This is a genomic window from Vibrio sp. E150_011, from assembly GCF_053544015.1.
The window spans coordinates 22,273-45,184 of sequence record NZ_JBHFOL010000014.1; the positions used below are offsets into that span (position 1 = coordinate 22,273).

Here is a 22,912-nt window from a genome sequence, read left to right on the forward strand (position 1 = left end):
TCAGAGTAAAATTACTCAACGTCTACTATTATTCGACGATCGCCATGATGTCGTTTTCAGACATAATCAGAACTTCTTTGCCGTCGATTTTTTCAGTTTTCGTACCGTAGCCTTCAGCGAAGATAACCGTGTCACCCACTTTAACGTCCAATGCTTGAACTGACCCGTTTTCTAGAATGCGGCCATTACCTACAGCCAGCACCGTACCACGTGTTGATTTTTCTGCAGCAGACCCCGTAAGAACGATGCCACCAGCAGATTTAGATTCAACTTCTTTGCGCTCAACGATCACGCGGTCGTGTAGAGGACGGATATTCATCGGTCGTGTCTCCTGAATTAATTAATATGTTAGCTTTGAGAATGCCTTAATTCGGCTTGTGATAATTATGTTGGGGATGATCGAGTTAATCCCAAGGGGTAGAAGCCAAAATTTTGTGACAAAAATAACGAAAATGGACTTTGTCACGACAGCGGCACGTCAATCCAGTCGAATCTCGCACGATTTAAGGAATTCCTGTATCCTGAATCCCTGTATCGTCAACGATGAATTCTATGCAAGATAAGCATGGGCTGCTATCTGCCCCTATCTCTACTGTGCTCAAACAAATGACAGTCCCTATGGTATTTGGCATGGTGGCGATCTTGGCCTTTAACCTCGTTGACACCTTTTTTATCGCGTTACTTGGCACGCAATCTCTTGCGGCCATCAGCTTCACTTTTCCAGTCACGTTTGGCGTCAACTGCATCACAATGGGAATAGGTGTCGGTCTTTCAACCATCATTGGTCGGTTATTAGGGCAAGGCAACACTCGCAACGCCGCGCAGTTCACTACTCATGGTCTTATTCTTGCCGTTATCCTCGTTACCGTTGCCTCAACCATTGGGTTAACAACCATTGAACCATTATTTCGCATGCTTGGCGCTAATGACGACATTATTCCGTTAATTAACCAATACATGGTGATCTGGTATCTTACGATTCCACTTTTAGTTATCCCAATGGCAGGCAACAGTGCCATTCGAGCAACGGGCGATACCAAGACTCCAGCCAAGATCATGATGCTCTCAGGCGTGTTAAATGGCATCTTAGACCCTTTGTTTATCTTTGGGGTCGGTCCGTTTCCTGAGTTAGGCATCCAAGGCGCGGCGGTGGCGAGTGGTTTTGCTTGGTTTGGCGCGCTGTTAGGGTCACTTTACGTATTGGTTAAGCGTGAGAAGCTGCTCGGTCGAATCAACCCTCCTGATATATTTAAAGACTGGAGCGCCATCTTAAAGATAGGGACACCGTCAGCACTTTCAACCGCAATGTCACCGATATCGGGAGCAATCTTAATGAAGATGCTTTCCGTACATGGCACTGCGGCCATTGCGGCTTATGGCGCCGCTCAACGTGTAGAATCCATATTAATACTGGTTTTAATCTCACTAAGCTCCGCATTAACCCCTTTCATGTCGCAAAACTTTGGGGCCAAACAACCCGAACGAAGCTTTGCTGGTCTGTTCCTGAGCATGCGCTTTGCCATCGTATTTCAATTCTTGGTATTTATCATGATGGTGCCATTGAGCATCCCTATCTCCGCGATGTTTTCTCAAGAAGCTGCGGTAAGAGAAATACTCTGGCATTACCTACTTGTGGTCCCGTTTAGCTATGGTTTTCAAGGGATCATCATGATGCTTGGAAGCGGGCTTAATGCCCTTCACATGCCAAATAAGGCGTTCATGTGGAGTGCTATGCGCCTGTTTGTCTTCACCCTGCCCGCAGCAGCATTAGGCAACATGCTGTATTCCGTCGAAGGGTTATTTATTGGTGTCGCGGTGGGGAATGTCATCGGTGGCATTCTGGCCTATAGCTATACCCTTAAAATACGAAAGACCCAGTGCGTGCACACTGAGTCTTTTGATTAACAATCGGTTTTACGCCTAACTTATTGCTACCGAACCGCGCTTGATGATGGGTCAATGCTTGGCTTACTCAGCATGGACTTAGATACCATCGCCACCAACAAAGGTCTGCGATTTGCCATTAAACTGCTGATCCATATCTAAAGATGGCATATCCGTTTTAGGTTTACCGACAATCTTAGCAGGTACACCTGCCACTGTGGTATGCGCTGGGACCGCTTGTAAAACAACGGAACAAGAGCCAATCTTAGCGCCAACCCCGACCTCAATGTTACCTAAAATCTTCGCACCAGCACCAATCATAACGCCTTCACGGATCTTAGGGTGACGATCGCCGCCTTCTTTACCGGTACCACCCAACGTCACATCTTGTAGTATCGATACGTCGTTTTCGACCACTGCCGTTTCACCGATAACAATACCGGTAGCATGGTCGAGCATAATGCCTTTGCCAATACAGGCCGCCGGGTGAATATCTACTTGGCAAGCAACAGAAATCTGATTCTGTAGATAAGTAGCCAGCGCCACTCTGCCTTCCTTCCATAGCCAATTTGCAACACGATAGCCTTGTAGAGCATGAAACCCTTTCAGGTACAACAGCGGCATTGAATACATAGAGACAGCAGGATCACGATTCACTGTGGCACAAATGTCACACGCCGCGGCATCGGTAATCGAGGGATCGGCAGCAAATGCTTGCTCTACAACCTCACGTACCGCCATCGCTGGCATAGATGCCGTCTTGAGTTTATTCGCGAGAATGTAACTTAGTGCTGCACCCAAGCTCTCGTGATTAATGATTGTGGCATGATAAAAGCTCGCAAGCATCGGCTCTTCTTCCGACTGCTTACGTCCTTCTTTTACTATGCACTGCCATACTTTTTGTTTTTCACAGTGTTTCATGTTCTGTCCTAGAAGTTGTCTCTCACCTCAAAGCAGCACAACACGCACAGATTCAGAAATGACCCTAAGGCTAAATCGTGATACTGGCTTCTGCCCACGCGCGATGTTTAAGCTTATTGCTTCTCTGCTTTTTTATCCCTTGCTAGTAGATCTTGCGCTGCAAGTCTCGCATCCTTCCCTTGATACAATACTTGATAGATTTGGTCAACAATTGGCATCTCTACACCCATTCGCTGTGACAACAACCAAACTTCTTTGGTATTACGATATCCCTCAACGACCTGACCAATCTCAACCTGTGCGGAATCGACATCTTTTCCTTGACCTAACGCTAAGCCAAAACGACGATTTCGTGACTGATTATCCGTACACGTTAGTACCAAGTCACCAAGCCCAGCCATTCCCATGAAGGTATCTGGCTTCGCACCAAGGGCTGCGCCTAGACGCGTCATTTCAGCAAGACCTCGCGTAATCAATGCCGTACGCGCATTCGCACCAAAACCAATGCCATCTGACATACCTGCGCCAATGGCAATCACATTCTTAACGGCGCCGCCCAGCTGCATGCCGGTAAAGTCGTCATTGGCGTATACACGGAACGTTTTACTGCAATGAATTTTATCTTGCAGCTCCGCCACAAATTGCGAATCCGTCGACGCCACTGCGATTGCTGTCGGCATACCAGCTGCCAGCTCTTTGGCAAAGGTAGGGCCCGATAGCACTGCCAGCGGGTATTTGTCACCGATAATATCGTTCGCGACGTCTTTTAGTAGGCGGCCACTCTCTGGCTCAAGCCCTTTTGTTGCCCAGCAAATACGGCTGTCATTGCGTAAATGTGGCTTCATGCTTTCTAAGACTAGGCCAAACACATGGCTTGGGACAACAATGAGCAGGTCTTGGCTCGATTGAACCGCTTTATGCAGGTCCGATTCAATAATGAGTGACTCTGGAAAATCGATGTCAGGCAAAAAATCTTGGTTCGCTCTATCTGCTTCTAGGCGTGCCATATGAACTGGGTCATGCCCCCAAAGCACAACATTTGCACCATTACGCGCTAAAGAAATGGCCAGCGACGTTCCATAAGAACCTGCGCCAATCACCGTCATTGAAATCTCTTTCCCGTATGCGTTACTCATCACATCACCACGTCATCGTTTGAAAGCCACTGCTAAGAGTTTAAGTTTAGCCTTAGAAGTGAAATAAAAAATGCACATCGCTAAGCGCTGTGCATTTTCAAAAAGAGGGTTGTCTCGTACGGCATTAGCATCGCTCATGCCGCAAAGAGCAACCTGTCACCGAGCGCAAATTACGCTTCAGTTTGCTCTTCTGTTTGAGCTTGTTGCTGTAAGTAGTTCATGAACAATGCATCAAAGTTAACTGGTGCTAGGTTCAATTGTGGGAACGTACCTTTCATAGTTAGGCTAGAAATGGTTTCACGTGCGTACGGGAACAGAATGTTCGGGCAGAAAGCACCAAGACAATGTGCCAGTTGGCCTGCTTCCATTTGCTCTGCAGTGAAAATACCACCCTGCTGAACTTCACATAAGAATGCCGTGTCTTCTGCGTTCTTAACCGTCACCGTTAGGCGAAGTACGACTTCGTAAACGCCTTCTCCTAGTTCACGGCTTTGCGTGTCTAGGTCAAGCTTAACATCTGGGTTCCATTCTTTTTGAAACATGTCCGGAGAGTTCGGCGCTTCAAAAGAAAGATCTTTCAGAAAGATACGTTGAATTGTGAAGTTCTGTTGTGCTTCTTGTGGTGCTGCTTCAGCCATGATGACTATCCTTATAATACGTCTAAATTTGTCGAAACCGTTTCTGAGTTGTCTGGCAGACTAGCTGAGCCTAGGTTTATTGACTAGGCGAGCCTTAAAATCCGTGGCATTTATCACATCCAGACGTGAAAAATGCCGCGAAAACACTCAATTGTTAAGGTTATTTTTTACCTTTGATCAACGGCAGATTTGCTTCGCTCCAAGCTGACAAACCATTTTTCAGAACATAAACCTGTTCAAAGCCGGATTTAGCCAGCAGGTTTGCACTTTCTTGTGCAGTTTGGCCGGTCTTACATACAACAATGATTGGGTCTGTTTTATGATTTTCAAGGCTAGGAATGGATTCTGCTTTGATATCAGACGGAAGCACATGAACTGAATCAGTAATGTGACCACGTTTGAAGTCATCTTTTGAACGAATGTCCACAACGACAGCATTATCACGGTTCATCATCTGAGTCACCTGAGCGGCGGAAATCTCTTTGTACGCTGCATTGGCAGACTTCACGAAGTTGGCAATCAGAGCAACAAAAAGTGCGGCCCAAACCACGGCCATGATCATATTTTGTTGAAAAAAATCTAAGTACTCTTGCATAGCTTGCGCTCTTAATTAGTTGAATATTAAATCAGACGAGGAGTATAACGGCTTAGCTGCCTTGTGGCGAGGGGGGAACATGTTTCGAATAAATAATTGAGATCCCTATTTCGCTATTGGACTAATAGAAGAAAACAATTGGTCAATGCCCTTTGCTATCGGTTATTAATACATCAATATCAAAGGAATCATGGACGTATTGGGTCTATGATTAGCTCACACTAAGAACAAATCCATGCAATTAACTTTCAAAAAACTGAAAACCAGCTACGGTAATCACAAACAATATTTGATCTGCCCCTACTGTTTTGGGTAAAAAGTGTAGTAAAATTACGCTAATTTGTTTTCAGTAAAGTTATTTAGAATTCAACGAGGTTATAACTATGTCAGCTAAGAAGCCTATGGCTCTAGTCATTCTTGACGGTTGGGGATACCGTGAAGATAACGCAAGCAACGCTATCAACAACGCAAAAACACCCGTCATGGATGGTTTGTGGGAAAATAATCCACGCACCCTTATCTCTGCATCTGGCTTTGATGTTGGTCTTCCTGATGGCCAAATGGGTAACTCTGAAGTTGGCCATACCAATATCGGCGCAGGTCGCGTTGTGTATCAAGACCTAACTCGTATCACTAAATCTATCGCTGATGGTGAGTTCTCTCAAAACGAAACGCTTGTTGCCGCAATGGATAAAGCCATCGCAGCAGACAAAGCCGTTCACATCATGGGCCTAATGTCTCCTGGTGGCGTTCACTCTCATGAAGACCATATTTATGCTGCTGTCCAAATGGCGGCTGACCGTGGTGCTGAAAAAATCTACCTACATTGCTTCTTAGATGGCCGTGACACACCACCTCGCAGTGCAGAAAATTCTCTAAAACGCTTCGAAGCCCTGTTTGCTGAACTTGGTAAAGGTCGTGTGGCTTCGCTTGTTGGTCGCTATTACGCTATGGATCGTGATAACAACTGGGATCGCGTTGAAAAAGCCTACGACCTGCTGACGGAAGCAAAGGGAGCATTCACCTTTGATTCAGCGGCAGCTGGCTTAGAGGCTGCTTATGCTCGTGACGAAAACGATGAATTCGTGGCACCAACAGAGCTTCGCGCTGAAGGTGAAGCATCCGCGGCAATTGAAGATGGCGACGCTGTTATCTTTATGAACTACCGTGCTGACCGCGCACGTGAGATCACTCGCGCATTCGTTCCTGACTTTGACGGTTTTGAGCGCAGTACATTCCCAGCCGTTGATTTCGTCATGCTAACGCAGTACGCCGCCAACATTCCGCTACTTTGCGCTTTCCCGCCAGCATCACTAGAGAACACTTACGGTGAATGGCTGTCAAAAGAAGGGAAAACACAACTGCGTATCTCGGAAACTGAGAAATACGCACACGTAACATTCTTCTTCAATGGTGGCGTTGAGAATGAATTTGAAGGCGAAGAGCGTCAACTGGTTGCTTCTCCAAAAGTGGCGACTTATGACCTGCAACCTGAGATGAGCTCTCAAGAGCTCACCGAGAAAATGGTTGCTGCAATTAAGTCCGGCAAATACGACACCATCATTTGTAACTACCCGAATGCTGATATGGTTGGCCATACCGGTGTTTACGAGGCAGCCGAGCAAGCTATTGAAGCGCTTGATGCCAGTGTCGGTCAAGTTGTTGCAGCGATCAAAGAAGTGGGCGGTCAAATGCTGATCACCGCTGACCATGGTAACGCAGAAATGATGGTTGATCCGGTAACGGGTGGTACGCATACCGCTCATACAAACCTTCCCGTCCCTCTAATTTACGTTGGCGACAAAGACGTTGAATTTAAAGAAGGCGGAAAACTGTCGGATCTAGCACCAACCATGCTATCAATGACGGGCATGAACATCCCAGCAGAAATGTCAGGCGACGTTCTAGTAAAGTAATGACACAAGTCTGATAAAACGCCGATGCCATTGCATCGGCGTTTTTGTATGCTTGCACCAATAATCGCTTTTCAATACAGTAGTTAACTCAGACTAGCTTGATCTCTTCTATCAGCGGATACGACATGCACTCTAATCACAAGACGCGCCTTCACATCTTTCTTTCGACGCTAACCTTAGGGTTAATTGCGGCGCTTACCCCAATGGACAGCAGCGCAAGCCAAAATGAACTCTCTGGTGTTAAGAGTGAGATAAAACGTCAACAACAAGATTTGAGTAAGCAGCAAAAAGAACTCGATAAACTGCAAAAATCGCTACGAGAGCAAGAGATTGGCATCTCGAATATAGAGAAAAACATTCAATCCACCACCTCACAACTCACTGAAGCAAACCGTAACATTGAGTCGCTACACAAACGCGTCGCCGCACTCACGGAGCAAAAGAAAACACAGCAAAAAATTCTCGCGGAGTTAGTGCAAACCTATTACGTCACCAAACAAAATCGCAATAGCTCAGGCATGTTCAATAATGATTCCAGTGATGACAGAATCAGCCAATACTATCAACATCTTGCCACTGCAAGAGCCGAAACATTAGAACAGCTGTCTACCACTGAATTGCAGTTATTGGAGAGTGAACGCGCCTTAGAACTAGAGCGCAATCAGATTGCTCAACTATTGCAACAGCAAAAAGATACCCGCGATACATTAGCCAAAAATCAACGCAATAGAAAAAGCACCGTTGGCAAGATCCGTAACAGTATATCCAGTGATAAAACCTATCTCACCGAATTACAACGCAATGAAACTCGTCTCAAAGCGGAGATAGTCAAAGCAGCCAAACGTAATCAAGTGCCGATGGATGGATTAGCCAAACAAAAAGGCAAACTGCCTTGGCCAACTAAAGGTGGTGTCTTGCATAGCTTTGGCACAAAACAAGCTGGGCAAGCAAACTGGAAAGGGATGGTGATCGCCGCCTCTTATGGCACGCCTATCAAATCAGTGTATTCTGGAACAGTTGTCTTTGCTGATTATCTCAGAGGATATGGATTAGTCGTCCTCCTCGACCATGGGAAAGGTGACATGACACTCTATGGCTATAACCAAACCCTGCTAAAAAAAGAAGGCGATAAAGTCACGGCAGGTGAAACCATTGCTCTGGCAGGCGACACCGGTGGGCAGTCTAGATCCTCACTCTATTTCGAGATTAGAAGAAACAGCAAGGTTCAGAACCCAAAAAGCTGGCTAAAACGTTAACCTTGGGTTCTTCGGTGTGGCGATGAGTTCGTCGTTTATCACGGCAGTATTATCAATGATGACGGGACTACCATGTGTTACGACGACGCTATTATAACGTCGCAGCTATTATTATTGCAGCGACGTATTACTTAAGTGACGTATTACAGTGACGTTATGATTGATATTGTTTCAATGCTGCCTCTATTAGCGCAGGAATGGATGCTTGGGGTAATTGATTAATGCCTCCGGCCGCTTCTCGCCCTCCCCCTGATACAAACAAGCTGCAAATGGCCGCCGCTCCCTGCTTATTATCAAGCGGGGCTCGCACTGAGACGGTATAGCACAGTTCCCCATCAACATCACCGGACTCACGTGCCACGAGGGTAATGTGCGCGCGTGATGTCGTTTCATTGGCAAGGCGGTTGATAAAGGTCCCAGACATCCTTCTAGCAGCGGCGGTTGCCGGCAATTCGATAACCTGAAGCACAGGTGATTCAAATAATATCGTCGCCTCATTAACGGCGCCCTCATCGTGCCGGAATGCCGCCAACAAAGCGTAGTATGGTGAGTCACGGTCAGAGCGGCATTCAAATGGGTTGGAATAATGCAACAACGCTTGATACAGATCGACCGGAGAGAAATGCAAGTCGTCTAGCTTTTCCCCATAGCCGTTGTAGTTAATCAAGGTACCAAACTCACGAAGAAAATCACGGTCAGTGCGAGTGAGGTTCTCCGCATCAGCCAAAGCTTCGGCACTGGCAATCATATTGTCCCCATACGCCGCCGTAATGGCCCACAACCGATGCTGACCTTCAAGCAATTGATCGACAATTAAGGCTGTGCACGTATTAGCATCCAAATTAATATGGCTCGTGAGAAGTGGGGATTGCGGAGGAGACGTCGCCTTATGATGATCGATATAGGTGACAGGGATAGAATGGGCCAATAATAACGCCAATGCCTCGTGGTTTTTATCCATCGAAACGTCCAGCACCGTCACCGTACTCGCCAACGCTAGCGGGACTCGTTCAAGCAAAGCAATATCTCGCTTAATACCTGTTACTAGCTCGCTGTGCTTCGGCTCAGATAAACGCAACTGCAACAGCGCAATGATGCCATCTGCATCGCCATTAAAAACATCGTAATGCATTTCCTATCCTTGTTTGCGGCGGTGTTCAAGCACCCAATAGCAACAAACCCTACTGGGAGAGCAGGGTTTGTTGAAATACGAATTCGCTATATGACATGCCTATCACCGGATGAAAGCGGCAAGCTAATCCTTGCTTTGCCCCATCATTTTGACACCATCTTCAAGCAAAGAGAGTTGCTCTTGCCCTTTCAAGGTCGCCACCGGTTTAACCACATTGATCATCTGTAGCATACCTTGTTGAATAACTTCTTCGGTAATCTTGGTTTTTGGTGACATTGCCGATTGATAGCTCAGCCAGCCAACCGCAATCATATGCAATGTTGTGACGAGTGATTTCAAATCTTTATCCGTTAAACTTAACAGTTCAAAATCGACAAATGCGCGAAGTATATTCACAAGGTTACCTTGAAGTCGTTCTTGAACCTCAATGTACTCATCATGCAGCTTGACGTCTCGCTGCAGAATTTCAGGCAGATTTGAGTAGAAAAAACGGTATTTCCACATCAGGGTGAAAATCGAATCAAGATAATGCTTCAGCAGTGCCAAGCTTTCTTGTTGACCTTGGACCGGGGTAAAACGCTCGATGAGCTCTTGAGAATAAAGGGTAAAGATATCGCGAACAATCTCTTGCTTATTACTAAAGTGATAATACAGGTTACCTGGACTGATCTCGATATGAGCAGCAATATGGTTGGTCGTAACGTTACGCTCACCATCTGAGTTAAAGAGCTCTAAGGCGGCATACACTATTTTATCGCGTGTTTTCATTCTTACTGATCCTTTGCCTGTTTAGCGCTAGTATACGTGTTCAACTTGTGAGCGAAAGCGCGAGATACCAATAGTCTGACTGGTTAGACCAACTTAATACAAAAAAAGCACTCAACGAGGAGTGCTTTTTAGAAATCAGGGGGAACTGACGCTTATTCTACTTCGTCCATTTTACCAAGTAGATTGCGAATGCGTTCTTGCCACTGCGTGTGTTCACGCTGCATCACTTCTGCTTTTTGCTCAAGTTCTTCACGGCCGTTACGCAATTCTTCTGCTTGGCTAGTCAGTTGAACTTTTTCTTCTTTCAACTCTTCAACTTCCATTTGAAGAAGAGCGATAGTGTCCACTGCAGTTTGAATTTTTGCTTCTAGTTGTTCCAGTACTTCAAAAGACATCTCAGCCTACCTTGTTAAATTCTTATGTAATGAAATAGCTTCATTCTACGTTGCTCCATTCTACTCAGCCTCGAGAAGATAGACACGCCCTATATTGCAGATTTTTCACTATTCGGTCAAAAAAACACCGTAAACACACAAAAGCAAGAAATAAACCGTATCGAATACGAGGCGAACCTCCTTATCTCGCAGCGCCTAGGTAAGCTGAACGATAAAAAATCAGATTAAGTCGTCAAGGTTTTGCGCAGCATCAAACAAAAAAGCAAACGTTTCCTTCTTGGTATGTTAAAATCCGCGCCGTAAATCCTTTTGTCAATTTTCATCTATTGGAGTCAATATGAAGCGCGATTTAGCGATGGCTTTTTCACGAGTTACCGAAGGTGCCGCACTGGCCGGATACAAATGGTTAGGGCGCGGAGATAAAAACGCGGCCGACGGCGCGGCAGTTGAGGTAATGCGTACCCTACTGAACAAAACCGACATCAGTGGTGAAATTGTTATTGGTGAAGGTGAAATTGATGATGCTCCAATGCTCTTCATTGGTGAGCAAGTCGGTATTGGTGGCGATGCGGTTGATATCGCAGTAGACCCAATCGAAGGCACTCGTATGACGGCAATGGGGCAATCTAATGCATTAGCCGTACTCGCCGCTGGTGAGAAAGGTAGTTTCTTAAAAGCACCAGACATGTACATGGAAAAATTGGTGGTGGGTCCTGGCGCAAAAGGTGCAATCGACCTAGATTTACCGCTAACTGATAACCTAAAAAATATCGCGGCTGCGTTAGGCAAATCTCTCGATACCTTAGTCGTCACGACATTGGCAAAACCACGACATGATAATGTCATTGCAGAAATGCAAGCCATGGGTGTTCGTGTCTTCGCTGTGCCCGATGGTGATGTTGCTGCATCTATCCTTACTTGTATGCCTGATAGCGAAGTAGACGTCATGTACTGTATTGGTGGCGCACCAGAAGGCGTCGTGTCTGCCGCCGTCATTCGCGCACTCGATGGTGACATGCATGCTCGTTTACTGCCTCGCCATGAAGTGAAAGGCGATAACGAAGAAAACCGTCAAGCCGGTGAGTTGGAACTTGAGCGTTGTAAAGAAATGGGCGTAAAAGCCAATGTATTACTTCGCATGGAAGACATGGCCCGCAGTGACAATGTTGTCTTCTCTGCAACCGGGATCACTAAAGGTGATCTACTGGAAGGTATTACCCGTCAAGGCAACATCGCCACCACGGAAACACTATTGATTCGCGGCCGCTGTCGTACCATTCGCCGCATCAAATCTATTCACTACCTAGAGCGCAAAGATCCAGAAATCAGAGGCATTATCCTCTAATTTCGTTAACTCGAGATGAAAAAACGCTGCTACGGCAGCGTTTTTTGTTGCTACCTTTACGATAGTAAATAATTTGCTTTATAAAGCTTATCGGCCATAATAGCCACAAACTTCACCTATCATTTGCCTCGAGTAACCGGATCAAACATGAAAGCCACTGACCACATCATCGATATCATCAAACGTGAAGGCGCGGTCACGGCCAAGCAGGTGGCGCTTCGACTTTCCATCACGACAATGGGGGCAAGACAACACCTACAGTCATTGGAAAGCGAAGGGTTTCTTCGTTTTGAAGACATAAAAGTTAAGGTTGGGCGCCCCAACCGCCACTGGTTATTAACGCGCAAAGGCCATGCAAACTTTTCCGATAGACATGCGGATCTCACCATCCAATTCATTGATGCAATAGAGAATGTATTCGGCGTAGAAGGCGTTCATAAAGTCGCTAAAGAACGTGAGTTAACCACGCTTGCCAACTATCAAAATCACTTGATGGGATTGCAGGGTCTTGAACAAAAACTCATCCGGTTAGCTGAATTACGTGAACAAGATGGGTATATGGCTGAGTATCAGAAATGCGATGAAGGCTTTATTCTTATCGAGAATCACTGCCCTATTTGTCAAGCCGCCACACGCTGTGAGGCACTCTGTCAATCCGAGATTAATGTGTTTCAAGCATTAATGGGGGATACCGTTCAGGTCGAACGTGATGAACACATTGTTGCGGGTGCACGACGCTGTGTATATCGGTTCATCGAGCACTAACGTCCTTACCTAGAGTCACATCGCGTTGTCTTAACGCTTTATTGCTAACACGCCAAAACGTTAGTTTACGGTTCATTCACATGCCGGAGCCTTGTCTTATAATTGAGATAAGCGCGATTAAAAATGTGACTTCCATCAAAAACGCCTAACCTCATTAAATGTGCTAGCACTTGTTTTCAGACAAGGGCAATGCTTGATCTAGATGAGGATGAAACATGGCTATTTCGCAAACGCTACCTTCTTTCGATGAACTCGCCGAGATGGCAAAGCACCATCCAGAGCAACTAAGCCAGTTACGCCAGACTCTATGCCAAGACCTAATTAACTCATGCTCAGAAGAGATGCAGCCTAGATTGCAAGCTCAGCAAACTCATATCGAACGGATTCTTAAACGAGCCAGTAACCCCATTCATGCCAACATACTCCTGCGACAAGAGCTGTATCGTCAGCTTTCAACATTCTCAAAAGCGCTAAATGGCGACCTGCCCAGCCATAACCGTAAAGCAACGGTTCTGACCTTTGTGAGTCGCGAAGAATGGCGTTAAAGTAAACCACTGCGATAAAAAAGGAAGCCTGCGCTTCCTTTCATATTTCATCATCGAGTAAGGATCATTTGGGTTCAGCCCCAAACCGATTCTCGCCAGGGGTGCCTTTGAGAAAACCACACTCGACTAGAATCCACAATCCACACCCAATCGCCGCAAAAGAAATAACACTTTGTACCAACGATGGTTCAGCTGCCGTCGCTGGATCGAGCGTAGGTAAGCTTAGGCGTCCAATCACTAAAGGGATATTGAGCAATAACCACCAGCTTGATTTATCCCTATCATGCCAACGCTTGGCGGTGATGAGCAAATCGGGGATAAGAATAATGAGTAAAAAGAGCGGTAATAAAATAGACATAGCAGCAGGAAATAGAATATTCATGCCCTGTGCAAACACCATAATTCCTAGGTAATAGCAGACATTCCATACCCAAAAGGTCTTACGTCCAACTCGTCCTTCTGACGAAAACAACAGTGATTTAAACGACATCAAATACTCTCACTTTACTGACTGATTTTTTGGAAGCAGGCCTTATCCATGTCTCGAATATTGACCGTTAAACTTTTCAAATGCCCTGCCTGTTGCTTGAGCGTATCCATTAATTGCCTCGACAACTCTCGCTTCTGCTCTTCAGTGCGTCCCGACAATAGCTCAAAGCTAATATGGACAAAGTCTTCACTGTCTCCATGTTCACCGATAAGCCAATTATGGCAACGAAGAGACCGAGATTTCACGGAATTCGCTTCAAACAGCCCACAGTGTAGCGTAACTTGATGTAAGTCTTCTAATAAGCCTTGTATATTCAACCGTTGATCTGCGGTATTGGAATACTCCATAACCAGATTTGGCATCGTCTTTCCTTAGTGTGACAAGCTGAGCAACAAGGTATAGCAAGTCAAAGGGAAAATGCCGAGAACTAATCTATTATTCTGTTTACTGGATCACTGAGTCATGCTCATACTCGGAAACATGAAAGCGAGAAAGTCATGACTCCAATCATGATCTGTGTGAATTAATCTGTTATATTCTTTCGTATTCACGTTTGTTTTTTACATTCGTTTTTTAAAAACATTGATTTTGGAGAAAATCTTATGCGTCAACCTGTAGTGATGGGTAACTGGAAACTCAACGGCAGCAAAGCAATGGTCACGGAATTGCTTACTGCTTTAAATGCGGAACTTGAAGGCGTAACTGGCGTTGATGTAGCAGTCGCTCCACCAGCACTTTACGTTGATCTTGCAGAGCGTACGCTAACAGATGCTGGTAGCGCAATTATCCTTGGTGCTCAAAACACTGATGTGAATAACAGCGGTGCTTTCACTGGTGATATGTCTCCAGAAATGTTGAAAGATTTTGGTGCAACTCACATCATCATTGGCCACTCTGAGCGTCGCCAATACCACAATGAATCAGATGAGTTCATCGCGCAAAAATTTGCCTTCCTAAAAGAAAATGGCCTAACGCCAGTTTTTTGTATCGGTGAATCTGAAGCTCAAAACGAAGCGGGCGAGACTGAAGCCGTCTGTGCTCGTCAAATCGACGCAGTGATCAACACTTCAGGTGTTGAAGCGCTTAATGGTGCAATCATCGCCTACGAACCAATCTGGGCTATCGGCACTGGTAAAGCTGCTACAGCTGATGACGCACAGCGCATTCACGCTTCTATCCGTGCACACATTGCCGCGAAGAGCGAAGAAGTAGCGAAAAACGTTGTCATTCAATACGGCGGTTCTGTTAAGCCAGAAAACGCTGAAGCATACTTCGCACAACCAGACATCGACGGTGCTCTAGTTGGCGGCGCGGCACTAGACGCGAAAAGCTTTGCAGCTATCGCTAAAGCAGCAGCAAAAGCGAAGGCATAAGCTTTCCTGATTTTAGATGAGGCATTGTCGAATGCTTCCTCTAAAGCAAGCATAAAAAAACCGCTGACTTGTCAGCGGTTTTTTGTATCTAAAGCCTATCGGTGGTATTCGATATGCTTAAAATAGTTCTTCAGCAACTTTGTACAAATCATCGCGCACTGGGCGCTTCATGTTCTCAATTGCATCGATAATATCGTGGTGTACCAAGATTTCTTTTTGGATACCGACACAACGACCACCATGACCTTCCATCAGTAGATGAACAGCGTAGTTACCCATGCGAGAAGCCAACACACGGTCAAATGCCGTTGGGCGACCACCGCGCTGGATATGACCTAATACTGTGGCACGAGTCTCACGACCAGTTGCGTCCTCAATTTCTTTTGCAAGGTCATTCGCGTCCATCATCAACTCAGTTAGAGCGATAATCGCGTGTTTTTTCCCTTTCGCAATGCCATCTTGAATGTTACTAATGAGCAGGTCTTTATCGAGCCCTGTCTCAGGAGTAATGATGTACTCACAACCACCTGCAATCGCTGACATCAAGGTCAAGTCGCCACAGTGACGACCCATGATCTCAACGATAGAAATACGCTGGTGAGAAGAAGACGTATCACGTAGACGGTCAATCGCATCAATAACCGTGTTAAGCGCGGTTAGATAACCAATGGTATAATCCGTTCCTGCGATATCGTTATCAATAGTGCCTGGCAGACCAATACATGGGTAGCCCATCTCAGTCAGCTTTTTAGCCCCCATGTAAGAACCATCACCACCAATGACGACAAGTGCTTCAATACCGTGTTTCTTTAGGTTTTCGATCGCTTGTTCACGAACTTCAACCTCTTTGAATTCAGGGAAACGCGCCGAACCTAAAAAGGTACCACCACGGTTAATCACATCTGAGACACTTGAACGATCTAGCTTCTTAATACGGTCTTCGTAGAGACCTAAATAACCGTCGTAAACACCATATACTTCCACGCCTGCTGACAAAGCAGTACGAACGACACCACGTACTGCAGCGTTCATACCAGGTGCATCTCCACCACTTGTCAAAACACCGATTTTTTTAATCATGCTCACCCTCGATTTAACAATCTAATTTCAATTTAATTATGGCGCACTTAGCGACATATGGAATTCTTCTCGTTACGCTTATATCGCTTTCGCTATATAGAGCCGCCGGGTTCCCCAAAACACAGGCGACGTAACGTTGTTACTCATGTAAGAATATTACTTATGTAAGAGTATTACAGTTTATAGGCGCTCTTGTGTTGATTCACATCAGAATCGCACTTTTTTATCACGAGCCCTGATAATAGGCAATGCATTATAACATTACCATTATCACTGTCGGGACTATAACCCGTCAGCGCTCTACCAGTCTGTTTCTAATTGTTGCTTCTCATCTTTAATCACCACAGAATAAGGGTCTTGATGAATCAACACATCTGCCTCAGGAAAGGCTATCATCAATTTTTCTTCAACTTCATCGGCAATTCGATGCGCCTCAATCAATGGCATCAAATCATGCAACTCAAGATGTAACTGAATGAAACGAACCGGCCCAGACATGCGCGTTCTTAACTGATGAACGCCCAACACACCCTCGACGTCGGTACTAATTTGCTTTATTTGTTGAAGTTCGTCCTCTGGAAGCTGTCTATCAAGTAAGGATTGAATGGCTGTCGACGCCATTTTAAATGCGCTCACCAAAATAAACACACCAATTCCAACCGCAAAAACAGAATCGGCTTGTCCAATTCCATACCAACTCAACCCAAGTGCAACCATAATTGCCGCATTCATATAAATATCAGTTTGGTAGTGCAGAGAATCGGCTGCGATGGCTTGGCTGCCTGTTTGTTTAACGACATAACGTTGAAATGCGACCAATCCAGAGGTCACGATTAACGCAAACAAGCTCACGTAGATGCCCAACTCCGGAGAATGCAATTCGGTGGGTCTGAAAAAACGGTCAACGCCATTGAGAATAAGAAAGCACGCTGAACCTGAGATAAACATGGCTTGTGCTAATGCAGCAAGTGATTCGGCCTTTCCATGCCCGAAGGTATGCTCTTTATCGGCTGGCTGAAGGGAATATCGAACCACAACGAGGTTGACCGCTGACGCAGCGATATCGAGCAATGAGTCGATGACCGAAGCAAGTAGACTCACTGAACCCGTGACCCACCACACAATGACCTTAGTGATTAAAAGCAGAGTAGCGATGATAGTGGCGGCCCAAGCAGCCGTAGTAACAAGTTTGGCGTAGCTGTTTTCCATCTTCCGTGACATTTTTCAATTAACGTGACGTAAGTATACGTATTATTAGTGACAAAAATACAAAAAAAAAGTGACCAGAGGCCACTTAAAAATAGTGATAGAAGCGCCGTAGGCTTCTGGTAACTATAAGGGAAATCGAAAAATGTAGGTTACCCAACCACTATTGCCGAATACGACAAGATAGTTAGTCATCATTCACAAGACCAACTAACTCAATATTACACTCATTTTTACCACGTTGGATATAAACACTGCGCTCCTTAGCATTCAGCGACCACGGCCTTATACCCAATATTAGTGCAACCCCGATAAGAACATTGATTTGCTGCATGGTTATTTGCTAACGCCCGACCCTATTGATGACATCACTCCTTGTCGCTCGATGCATTCGCTGAACATACGGAGCGCATAACGACAACAGCGATTAACTGTTTCATCATCACTTGGCCCAACATTCAGGACGCCTATAACAAATAAGCGTCCCGTATTTATCTCTTGGCGAAATTACTTCGTCTTCGCTGCTCGAGATTCCATTTTAGTCACGCACTTTTGCATGCGCTCTTGCTGTACTTCTTTTAGTTTAGTCTTTTGTTCTGCAGTAAGAATACTCAGCATTTCATGCTGTTTTTCCATCATCTTCACGCGACGCTCAGTCTGCTGTGCGACCATCTCTGATGCGAGGGCATTGGCAGCGTCAGCATCAAACGTATCGGCCAGCACCAAATCTTGCATCTTTTGGTGACGAGCCTGCATCTCTGCCATTTTTGCTTCAACGTTTTCGCCACGTTTTGATTTCTTGTCTGATTTCATAGATTGACGCATTTCTTTCATCTGGTCTTTCTGCGCATCAGTTAAGTCAAGTTGACTGAAGACTTTACGGTCCAAACCACCACACTGACCATCGCCGCCTTTCCCGCCCTTACCGTGGTGATCACCTTGACCACCGTATGCTAACGCACTTGCTGTCGCGAACGTCAAAGGAAGAACTGCAGCGGCTAGTACAAGTTTTTTTGCTAATTTCATAATCATTACCTTCATTTGTTTAGGAAGCTGCACTTGCACCCGTTTGCTTTGCAGCGCTTGAGTATAGAATAGGGGCTCTTAAGTAAAGCAACGCACAGAGAGCGTAAAGAATCGTAAAGATAGATATTTACGATATTTAACGCATTATTATTACATCGTAGTAAATATTAGAGAGATAGCACCATGATGAACATTCTGATTATCGATGACGACACGGAACTGACAAGTTTGTTAAAAGACATACTCAACTTTGAAGGGTTTCAAGTGAGCGAGGCCAATGATGGCTTAGCGGGTCTAGAAGCAATGAACAGCGACGTAGACCTTGTTCTCATGGATGTCATGATGCCTCGTCTAAATGGTATGGATACATTAAAAAAATTACGTGAAAAATGGCAAACACCGGTATTAATGCTTACCGCTAAGGGAGAAGAAATCGATCGCGTCATTGGGCTCGAGCTCGGTGCGGATGATTACCTTCCTAAACCCTTTAGCGACAGAGAATTGCTCGCACGTATCAAAGCCATACTGCGCCGCACGCAGTCCACACCAATAGAGTCCAAGCGTGATTGTGTTCGCTTTGATGACATCGAGATTTATCCAGGAAAACAAGAAGCATCCTGTCAGGGGCTCTCTATCGAGCTCACCAGCACGGAGTTTGCCCTGTTGCATTATTTTGTTCTCAAACCAGGCGAGACACTCACGAAAGAAGCATTAAGCCTCGATGTGTTGGGAAAACGCCTATCAGCGTTTGACCGTGCTGTTGATATGCACGTTTCGAATCTAAGAAAAAAACTGCCTGAAAAACAAGACGGTAAACCAAGAATTAAAACACTGCGTGGCCGTGGCTACCTGTTTGTTAAGGAGTAACCATGAAGTTGCCTAACGTGACCAGCTTGTACGGACGTATATTTGCCATCTTTTGGTTTACGATGCTGCTGGTGCTTATTGCGGTTTTATCCCTTCCTCACTTAGACCCTAGAGTGGCTCGTGAGGTGCAAGGCGATTATTTACAACAATTGTATAAATTGCGGGATAACACACAACAACGGTTTGAGAATCAAAAGAATCTCGGCAACATAATTTATCGCCTTGAGCAAGCAGCGGTTCGCTCAAATAATCATAGAAAATCAGACTCCCCACAACTCTTCCTTGCCGATCTTGATGGTAACCTCCTAAGTACTCAAAAACTTGAAAATTTTAAGATCAAAGCACTTAAAAACTTTATTACCTCGGTTGAATCGCCACAAACACCGCTGCAGAAACTGTATGGAAGGCATATGGTGGCTGGCCCCGTTCCTATTACCCTTGCTAATCAGGACCTGCAGCTTTTCATTGCTTTAAAATGGAACCAACCCCCTCCTTTTCTATTGCGAATGTTCGACAAACCCTTCCAGCTATTATTAGCAGTGATGGCGGTGAGCACTCCTTTATTACTGTGGTTAGCCTGGGCACTCAGTCAGCCCGCTCGACGCTTAGAGCGAGCAGCCAAACGCGTCGCCAAAGGTGAATTTAAGGTAGACCCAAGCTTAGAGAAAGGCACATCGGAGTTTAAACAAGCCGGAACCAGTTTCAACCAGATGGTTGTGGCAATAAACCAAATCATTTCAGGCCAACAGCGATTACTGTCTGATATCTCTCACGAGCTACGCTCCCCACTGACTCGGCTGCGCATGGCAACCGCATTGGCCAACCGCAAACAAGGCGAAAGCTCAGAGTTATCTAGGATCGATACTGAGGCGCAACGGTTGGAACAAATGATTGGAGAGCTACTCGAGTTATCCCGTATAAGCACCGATAGCCATACCCTCAGAGAGATTCAACCCGCCAGTAGCTTATGGGAAGCCATTTTAGATGACGCTCAATTTGAGGCAGAACAAATGGATAAAACCCTCACCTTTTCCACTATCCCAGAGGCGTCCTTGTGCGGTAACCCTAAGCTACTCATGAGTGCGATTGAAAATATTATTCGTAACGCAATTCGCTATGGGCACGACAAAATTGAAGTCAATATCCAGCAACAAGTGGATACGTTGATCATCACGGTCGAAGACAATGGGCCAGGCGTTCCTGATGATGAATTAAATGATATTTTTAGACCATTCTACCGTGTTTCAACCGCGCGCGATCGAGACTCAGGCGGAACAGGGCTAGGGCTCGCCATTACGCAAAGCGCTATTTTACAACACAGTGGTCAGATAGAAGCGTCTCGTAGTGCACTTGGTGGACTAAAAATGCGGGTTGAATTACCCCTCGCTTAAGCCAGAATGATATAGATCAGGCTATCTTTGTGTTAGCCTCGCCTCTTACTGCTTAGCATCAAAGGTAACGAACCCAATGAGAATTTTCAGCAACTTCGACAGTGGCAACATTCATGTTGTCAGCGCAGACAATAAAGATGACATTCAACTGAGCATCCCTAATGACAATCAGTCAGAATTCTATCAATGGTTCCACTTTCGTTTAGAAACGGTTGCTGAGCAATCGCATACGATTAAGATCATCGACCTTGCTAAGTCGGCCTACCCTGAAGGCTGGAAGGGCTATGATGTTGTCGCTTCTTATGATCGTGAAGAATGGTTCCGTATTCCATCAGATTTTGATGGTGATACCCTATCCTTCAATGTTATCCCGGAGCGAGGGTCTATGTATTTTGCATACTTCGCGCCTTATACCTATGACCGCCACCAAGACCTGCTTCACATGGCACAAAGTGCGCACCACTGCTCGCTAGAGACGCTTGGGCATACACTCGATAACAACGACATGAGCCTGCTAACGTTTGGCGAGCCAGAAGAAGGCAAGAAGAAGATTTGGGTCATTGCTCGCCAGCATCCTGGTGAAAGCATGGCGGAGTGGTTCGTCGAAGGTATGATCCAACGCTTACTCGATGACAGTGATACCGTGAGTAAAGCATTACTCGAAAAAGCCGTCCTGTACATCGTTCCAAATATGAACCCTGATGGCGCTATCCGTGGCCACCTAAGAACGAACGCCGTCGGTGTTAACCTAAACCGTGAATGGCAAACACCGTCGATGGAAAATAGCCCAGAGGTTTTCCTCGTTCGTGAGCGCATGCTTCAAACAGGTGTCGACATGTTCTTAGACATTCATGGTGATGAAGCTATTCCTTACAACTTTGCAGCAGGCTCTGAGGGTATCCCGAGTTATGACGCACAGTTTGCCGAGCTAGAAGCAACCTTCAAGCAGGCATTGTTGACCATTACTCCAGAGTTCCAAGATGACATCGGATACGACAAAGACGAACCAGGCAAAGCCAACCTGACGGTTGGCTCAAATTGGGTCGCGGAACAGTTTAAGTGCTTGTCCTACACCATCGAGATGCCATTTAAGGATAACAACAGCTACCCAGACCCTCTATATGGCTGGTCACCTGAGCGCAGCGTTATCTTCGGCCAAGACATGCTGGCGGCGACGCTGGTCGTCACCGACAAGATTTAACTCCGTGATACTATTGCTCACCTACACGGTGAGCAATAGTCACTCAACAACGCACTACGCGCCTATCCTCTTATCACTGCCGATACATCGGACTTTTTTCCCTTGCTTAATTCTTCACCCTCGAAAACCCTACCATCACATTACTGATCACATAAGGTATACTCGTGCCATTATTTTGAGATTGGTGAGACCCCACTTTATGTTTGATATCGCGCTTTATGAGCCAGAGATTGCCCCAAATACCGGTAACATTATTCGCCTCAGTGCAAACTGCGGGGCTAATTTACATCTAATAGAGCCTTTAGGGTTTGATCTTGAAGAGAAGAAGGTGCGCCGAGCAGGCCTCGATTATCATGATTTAGCTCGCGTTAAACGACACAAAGACTATGCGGCATTTATTGCCTACTTAAACGAGCATAATCCAGAGCATCGTATATTTGCCTGTACGACAAAAACGACGGGGCATCATACCGATGCTAACTTTAAGAAAGGGGATGTGTTGTTATTTGGTCCAGAAACTCGCGGACTGCCTGCTGATCTGATTGATAGCCTACCAATGGAACAACGAATTCGAATCCCAATGATGCCGGATGCACGAAGCTTAAACCTATCCAATGCGGTGGCGATCATCGCCTACGAGGCATGGCGTCAGTTCGACTTCCAAGGCGCGAGCTAATTCCTTACTTACATCATTACTTACTGACTTAAAGGTAACGACCAAGCACCTCGCTTGGTATTGCCTTTATTACAGGCAATAAAAAACCCAGCTAAAAGCTGGGTTTTCATTACATGACAAATGAAACCAATCAATTACTTGATTTTAGCTTCTTTGTACATAACGTGCTGGCGAACAACTGGATCAAATTTCTTGATCTCAAATTTACCTGGCATGTTACGTTTGTTTTTGTCAGTAGTGTAGAAGTGTCCTGTACCTGCAGAAGATACTAGACGAATTTTCTCACGAATGCCTTTAGCCATTTGC

The 22,912-nt window shown here is 45.6% G+C and carries 25 protein-coding genes; 11 read left to right on the plus strand and 14 right to left on the minus strand.

Annotation, left to right across the window (positions count from 1 at the left end; translation table 11 throughout):
* Positions 1–28 precede the first annotated feature (28 nt).
* Positions 29–319 (minus strand): co-chaperone GroES, encoded by a 291-nt coding sequence (locus tag ACE1OE_RS18170; RefSeq protein WP_102471149.1) that lies wholly within the window; start codon positions 317–319, stop codon positions 29–31.
* Positions 320–543: 224 nt separating this feature from the next.
* Between ACE1OE_RS18170 and ACE1OE_RS18175 the strand changes: the two genes are divergently transcribed.
* Positions 544–1,905 carry an MATE family efflux transporter gene (locus tag ACE1OE_RS18175; protein WP_449211883.1) on the plus strand — a complete coding sequence of 454 codons (1,362 nt, stop codon included), beginning with the start codon at positions 544–546 and terminating at the stop codon, positions 1,903–1,905.
* Between the two features lie 78 nt (positions 1,906–1,983).
* Here ACE1OE_RS18175 and cysE read toward each other — a convergent pair whose 3' ends face one another.
* The 4 genes from cysE to ACE1OE_RS18195 form a co-directional block, all read right to left on the minus strand.
* Positions 1,984–2,805 (minus strand): serine O-acetyltransferase, encoded by an 822-nt coding sequence (gene cysE / locus ACE1OE_RS18180; protein ID WP_102471151.1) that lies wholly within the window; start codon positions 2,803–2,805, stop codon positions 1,984–1,986.
* A 113-nt stretch (positions 2,806–2,918) separates the two neighbouring features.
* Complete coding sequence (gpsA, locus tag ACE1OE_RS18185) at positions 2,919–3,941, minus strand: NAD(P)H-dependent glycerol-3-phosphate dehydrogenase (RefSeq protein ID WP_102471152.1); 1,023 nt, start codon at positions 3,939–3,941, stop codon at positions 2,919–2,921.
* A 170-nt stretch (positions 3,942–4,111) separates the two neighbouring features.
* Positions 4,112–4,579, minus strand: a complete 468-nt coding sequence (gene secB / locus ACE1OE_RS18190; protein WP_102471153.1) for a protein-export chaperone SecB — start codon at positions 4,577–4,579, stop codon at positions 4,112–4,114.
* A 160-nt stretch (positions 4,580–4,739) separates the two neighbouring features.
* Positions 4,740–5,174, minus strand: a complete 435-nt coding sequence (locus ACE1OE_RS18195) for a rhodanese-like domain-containing protein (RefSeq protein WP_102471154.1) — start codon at positions 5,172–5,174, stop codon at positions 4,740–4,742.
* Positions 5,175–5,557: 383 nt separating this feature from the next.
* Here ACE1OE_RS18195 and gpmM point away from each other — a divergent pair, with 383 nt between their 5' ends.
* Together gpmM and ACE1OE_RS18205 are read left to right on the plus strand one after the other, a co-directional pair.
* Positions 5,558–7,090, plus strand: coding sequence for a 2,3-bisphosphoglycerate-independent phosphoglycerate mutase (gene gpmM / locus ACE1OE_RS18200; protein ID WP_449211884.1), 1,533 nt, complete (start codon positions 5,558–5,560; stop codon positions 7,088–7,090).
* A 125-nt stretch (positions 7,091–7,215) separates the two neighbouring features.
* Positions 7,216–8,346 carry a murein hydrolase activator EnvC family protein gene (locus ACE1OE_RS18205; protein ID WP_449211885.1) on the plus strand — a complete coding sequence of 377 codons (1,131 nt, stop codon included), beginning with the start codon at positions 7,216–7,218 and terminating at the stop codon, positions 8,344–8,346.
* 154 nt (positions 8,347–8,500) lie between these two features.
* On the opposite strand, the gene ACE1OE_RS18210 is transcribed toward ACE1OE_RS18205, so the two are convergent.
* The 3 genes from ACE1OE_RS18210 to zapB all read right to left on the minus strand — a co-directional run bounded on the left by ACE1OE_RS18210 (position 8,501) and on the right by zapB (position 10,641).
* Complete coding sequence (locus ACE1OE_RS18210; protein WP_449211886.1) at positions 8,501–9,478, minus strand: DHH family phosphoesterase; 978 nt, start codon at positions 9,476–9,478, stop codon at positions 8,501–8,503.
* A 123-nt stretch (positions 9,479–9,601) separates the two neighbouring features.
* Positions 9,602–10,246, minus strand: coding sequence for a TetR/AcrR family transcriptional regulator (locus ACE1OE_RS18215; protein ID WP_102471158.1), 645 nt, complete (start codon positions 10,244–10,246; stop codon positions 9,602–9,604).
* A gap of 152 nt (positions 10,247–10,398) precedes the next feature.
* Positions 10,399–10,641 (minus strand): cell division protein ZapB, encoded by a 243-nt coding sequence (gene zapB / locus ACE1OE_RS18220; protein ID WP_102471159.1) that lies wholly within the window; start codon positions 10,639–10,641, stop codon positions 10,399–10,401.
* Positions 10,642–10,978: 337 nt separating this feature from the next.
* Here zapB and glpX point away from each other — a divergent pair, with 337 nt between their 5' ends.
* From glpX to ACE1OE_RS18235, 3 genes are all read left to right on the plus strand, one after another.
* Positions 10,979–11,986 carry a class II fructose-bisphosphatase gene (gene glpX / locus ACE1OE_RS18225; RefSeq protein WP_102471160.1) on the plus strand — a complete coding sequence of 336 codons (1,008 nt, stop codon included), beginning with the start codon at positions 10,979–10,981 and terminating at the stop codon, positions 11,984–11,986.
* 147 nt (positions 11,987–12,133) lie between these two features.
* A complete protein-coding gene (locus ACE1OE_RS18230; RefSeq protein WP_449211887.1) occupies positions 12,134–12,751 on the plus strand; it encodes a helix-turn-helix transcriptional regulator in 618 nt (205 codons plus the stop codon).
* Positions 12,752–12,966: 215 nt separating this feature from the next.
* Positions 12,967–13,296: a DUF3135 domain-containing protein gene (locus ACE1OE_RS18235; protein WP_102471162.1), complete on the plus strand. Its 330-nt coding sequence runs from the start codon at positions 12,967–12,969 to the stop codon at positions 13,294–13,296.
* Between the two features lie 64 nt (positions 13,297–13,360).
* On the opposite strand, the gene ACE1OE_RS18240 is transcribed toward ACE1OE_RS18235, so the two are convergent.
* Together ACE1OE_RS18240 and ACE1OE_RS18245 are read right to left on the minus strand one after the other, a co-directional pair.
* A complete protein-coding gene (locus ACE1OE_RS18240) occupies positions 13,361–13,786 on the minus strand; it encodes a DUF805 domain-containing protein (protein WP_102471163.1) in 426 nt (141 codons plus the stop codon).
* A gap of 14 nt (positions 13,787–13,800) precedes the next feature.
* Complete coding sequence (locus ACE1OE_RS18245) at positions 13,801–14,148, minus strand: 5-carboxymethyl-2-hydroxymuconate Delta-isomerase (protein WP_102471164.1); 348 nt, start codon at positions 14,146–14,148, stop codon at positions 13,801–13,803.
* A 240-nt stretch (positions 14,149–14,388) separates the two neighbouring features.
* On the opposite strand from ACE1OE_RS18245, the gene tpiA reads away from it, so the two are divergent.
* A complete protein-coding gene (gene tpiA / locus ACE1OE_RS18250; RefSeq protein ID WP_102471165.1) occupies positions 14,389–15,159 on the plus strand; it encodes a triose-phosphate isomerase in 771 nt (256 codons plus the stop codon).
* Positions 15,160–15,276: 117 nt separating this feature from the next.
* On the opposite strand, the gene pfkA is transcribed toward tpiA, so the two are convergent.
* The 3 genes from pfkA to ACE1OE_RS18265 all read right to left on the minus strand — a co-directional run bounded on the left by pfkA (position 15,277) and on the right by ACE1OE_RS18265 (position 18,471).
* The gene (gene pfkA / locus ACE1OE_RS18255) at positions 15,277–16,239 is read right to left on the minus strand and encodes a 6-phosphofructokinase (RefSeq protein WP_449211888.1); all 963 of its coding nucleotides are present in this window, start codon (positions 16,237–16,239) and stop codon (positions 15,277–15,279) included.
* A 300-nt stretch (positions 16,240–16,539) separates the two neighbouring features.
* Positions 16,540–17,448 (minus strand): CDF family cation-efflux transporter FieF, encoded by a 909-nt coding sequence (gene fieF / locus ACE1OE_RS18260; protein WP_372062922.1) that lies wholly within the window; start codon positions 17,446–17,448, stop codon positions 16,540–16,542.
* Between the two features lie 504 nt (positions 17,449–17,952).
* Entirely contained in the window at positions 17,953–18,471 is a 519-nt protein-coding gene (locus ACE1OE_RS18265) for a CpxP family protein (protein ID WP_449211889.1), read from the minus strand.
* Between the two features lie 183 nt (positions 18,472–18,654).
* On the opposite strand from ACE1OE_RS18265, the gene ACE1OE_RS18270 reads away from it, so the two are divergent.
* From ACE1OE_RS18270 to ACE1OE_RS18285, 4 genes are all read left to right on the plus strand, one after another.
* Positions 18,655–19,338 (plus strand): response regulator, encoded by a 684-nt coding sequence (locus ACE1OE_RS18270; RefSeq protein WP_372062924.1) that lies wholly within the window; start codon positions 18,655–18,657, stop codon positions 19,336–19,338.
* Positions 19,339–19,340: 2 nt separating this feature from the next.
* On the plus strand, positions 19,341–20,729 hold the full coding sequence (cpxA, locus tag ACE1OE_RS18275) for an envelope stress sensor histidine kinase CpxA (RefSeq protein ID WP_372062925.1): 1,389 nt from the start codon (positions 19,341–19,343) through the stop codon (positions 20,727–20,729).
* A 76-nt stretch (positions 20,730–20,805) separates the two neighbouring features.
* Positions 20,806–21,930, plus strand: a complete 1,125-nt coding sequence (locus ACE1OE_RS18280) for a M14 family metallopeptidase (protein ID WP_372062926.1) — start codon at positions 20,806–20,808, stop codon at positions 21,928–21,930.
* Between the two features lie 199 nt (positions 21,931–22,129).
* The gene (locus ACE1OE_RS18285; RefSeq protein WP_102471172.1) at positions 22,130–22,606 is read left to right on the plus strand and encodes a tRNA (cytidine(34)-2'-O)-methyltransferase; all 477 of its coding nucleotides are present in this window, start codon (positions 22,130–22,132) and stop codon (positions 22,604–22,606) included.
* A gap of 134 nt (positions 22,607–22,740) precedes the next feature.
* On the opposite strand, the gene rpmG is transcribed toward ACE1OE_RS18285, so the two are convergent.
* Positions 22,741–22,908 carry a 50S ribosomal protein L33 gene (gene rpmG, locus ACE1OE_RS18290; RefSeq protein ID WP_002535344.1) on the minus strand — a complete coding sequence of 56 codons (168 nt, stop codon included), beginning with the start codon at positions 22,906–22,908 and terminating at the stop codon, positions 22,741–22,743.
* Positions 22,909–22,912: the final 4 nt, after the last annotated feature.

Coding starts and splice junctions, on each gene's coding strand:
- glpX (WP_102471160.1), top strand. CDS start 10,979: ATGAAGCGCGATTTAGCGATGGCTTTTTCACGAGTTACCGAAGGTGCC.
- ACE1OE_RS18235 (WP_102471162.1), top strand. CDS start 12,967: ATGGCTATTTCGCAAACGCTACCTTCTTTCGATGAACTCGCCGAGATG.
- fieF (WP_372062922.1), bottom strand. CDS start 17,448: ATGGAAAACAGCTACGCCAAACTTGTTACTACGGCTGCTTGGGCCGCC.
- gpmM (WP_449211884.1), top strand. CDS start 5,558: ATGTCAGCTAAGAAGCCTATGGCTCTAGTCATTCTTGACGGTTGGGGA.
- ACE1OE_RS18280 (WP_372062926.1), top strand. CDS start 20,806: ATGAGAATTTTCAGCAACTTCGACAGTGGCAACATTCATGTTGTCAGC.
- ACE1OE_RS18215 (WP_102471158.1), bottom strand. CDS start 10,246: ATGAAAACACGCGATAAAATAGTGTATGCCGCCTTAGAGCTCTTTAAC.
- ACE1OE_RS18210 (WP_449211886.1), bottom strand. CDS start 9,478: ATGCATTACGATGTTTTTAATGGCGATGCAGATGGCATCATTGCGCTG.
- ACE1OE_RS18265 (WP_449211889.1), bottom strand. CDS start 18,471: ATGAAATTAGCAAAAAAACTTGTACTAGCCGCTGCAGTTCTTCCTTTG.
- ACE1OE_RS18270 (WP_372062924.1), top strand. CDS start 18,655: ATGATGAACATTCTGATTATCGATGACGACACGGAACTGACAAGTTTG.
- ACE1OE_RS18240 (WP_102471163.1), bottom strand. CDS start 13,786: ATGTCGTTTAAATCACTGTTGTTTTCGTCAGAAGGACGAGTTGGACGT.
- ACE1OE_RS18205 (WP_449211885.1), top strand. CDS start 7,216: ATGCACTCTAATCACAAGACGCGCCTTCACATCTTTCTTTCGACGCTA.
- tpiA (WP_102471165.1), top strand. CDS start 14,389: ATGCGTCAACCTGTAGTGATGGGTAACTGGAAACTCAACGGCAGCAAA.
- ACE1OE_RS18285 (WP_102471172.1), top strand. CDS start 22,130: ATGTTTGATATCGCGCTTTATGAGCCAGAGATTGCCCCAAATACCGGT.
- cpxA (WP_372062925.1), top strand. CDS start 19,341: ATGAAGTTGCCTAACGTGACCAGCTTGTACGGACGTATATTTGCCATC.
- ACE1OE_RS18195 (WP_102471154.1), bottom strand. CDS start 5,174: ATGCAAGAGTACTTAGATTTTTTTCAACAAAATATGATCATGGCCGTG.
- zapB (WP_102471159.1), bottom strand. CDS start 10,641: ATGTCTTTTGAAGTACTGGAACAACTAGAAGCAAAAATTCAAACTGCA.
- ACE1OE_RS18175 (WP_449211883.1), top strand. CDS start 544: ATGAATTCTATGCAAGATAAGCATGGGCTGCTATCTGCCCCTATCTCT.
- secB (WP_102471153.1), bottom strand. CDS start 4,579: ATGGCTGAAGCAGCACCACAAGAAGCACAACAGAACTTCACAATTCAA.
- pfkA (WP_449211888.1), bottom strand. CDS start 16,239: ATGATTAAAAAAATCGGTGTTTTGACAAGTGGTGGAGATGCACCTGGT.
- cysE (WP_102471151.1), bottom strand. CDS start 2,805: ATGAAACACTGTGAAAAACAAAAAGTATGGCAGTGCATAGTAAAAGAA.
- rpmG (WP_002535344.1), bottom strand. CDS start 22,908: ATGGCTAAAGGCATTCGTGAGAAAATTCGTCTAGTATCTTCTGCAGGT.
- ACE1OE_RS18245 (WP_102471164.1), bottom strand. CDS start 14,148: ATGCCAAATCTGGTTATGGAGTATTCCAATACCGCAGATCAACGGTTG.
- ACE1OE_RS18170 (WP_102471149.1), bottom strand. CDS start 319: ATGAATATCCGTCCTCTACACGACCGCGTGATCGTTGAGCGCAAAGAA.
- ACE1OE_RS18230 (WP_449211887.1), top strand. CDS start 12,134: ATGAAAGCCACTGACCACATCATCGATATCATCAAACGTGAAGGCGCG.
- gpsA (WP_102471152.1), bottom strand. CDS start 3,941: ATGAGTAACGCATACGGGAAAGAGATTTCAATGACGGTGATTGGCGCA.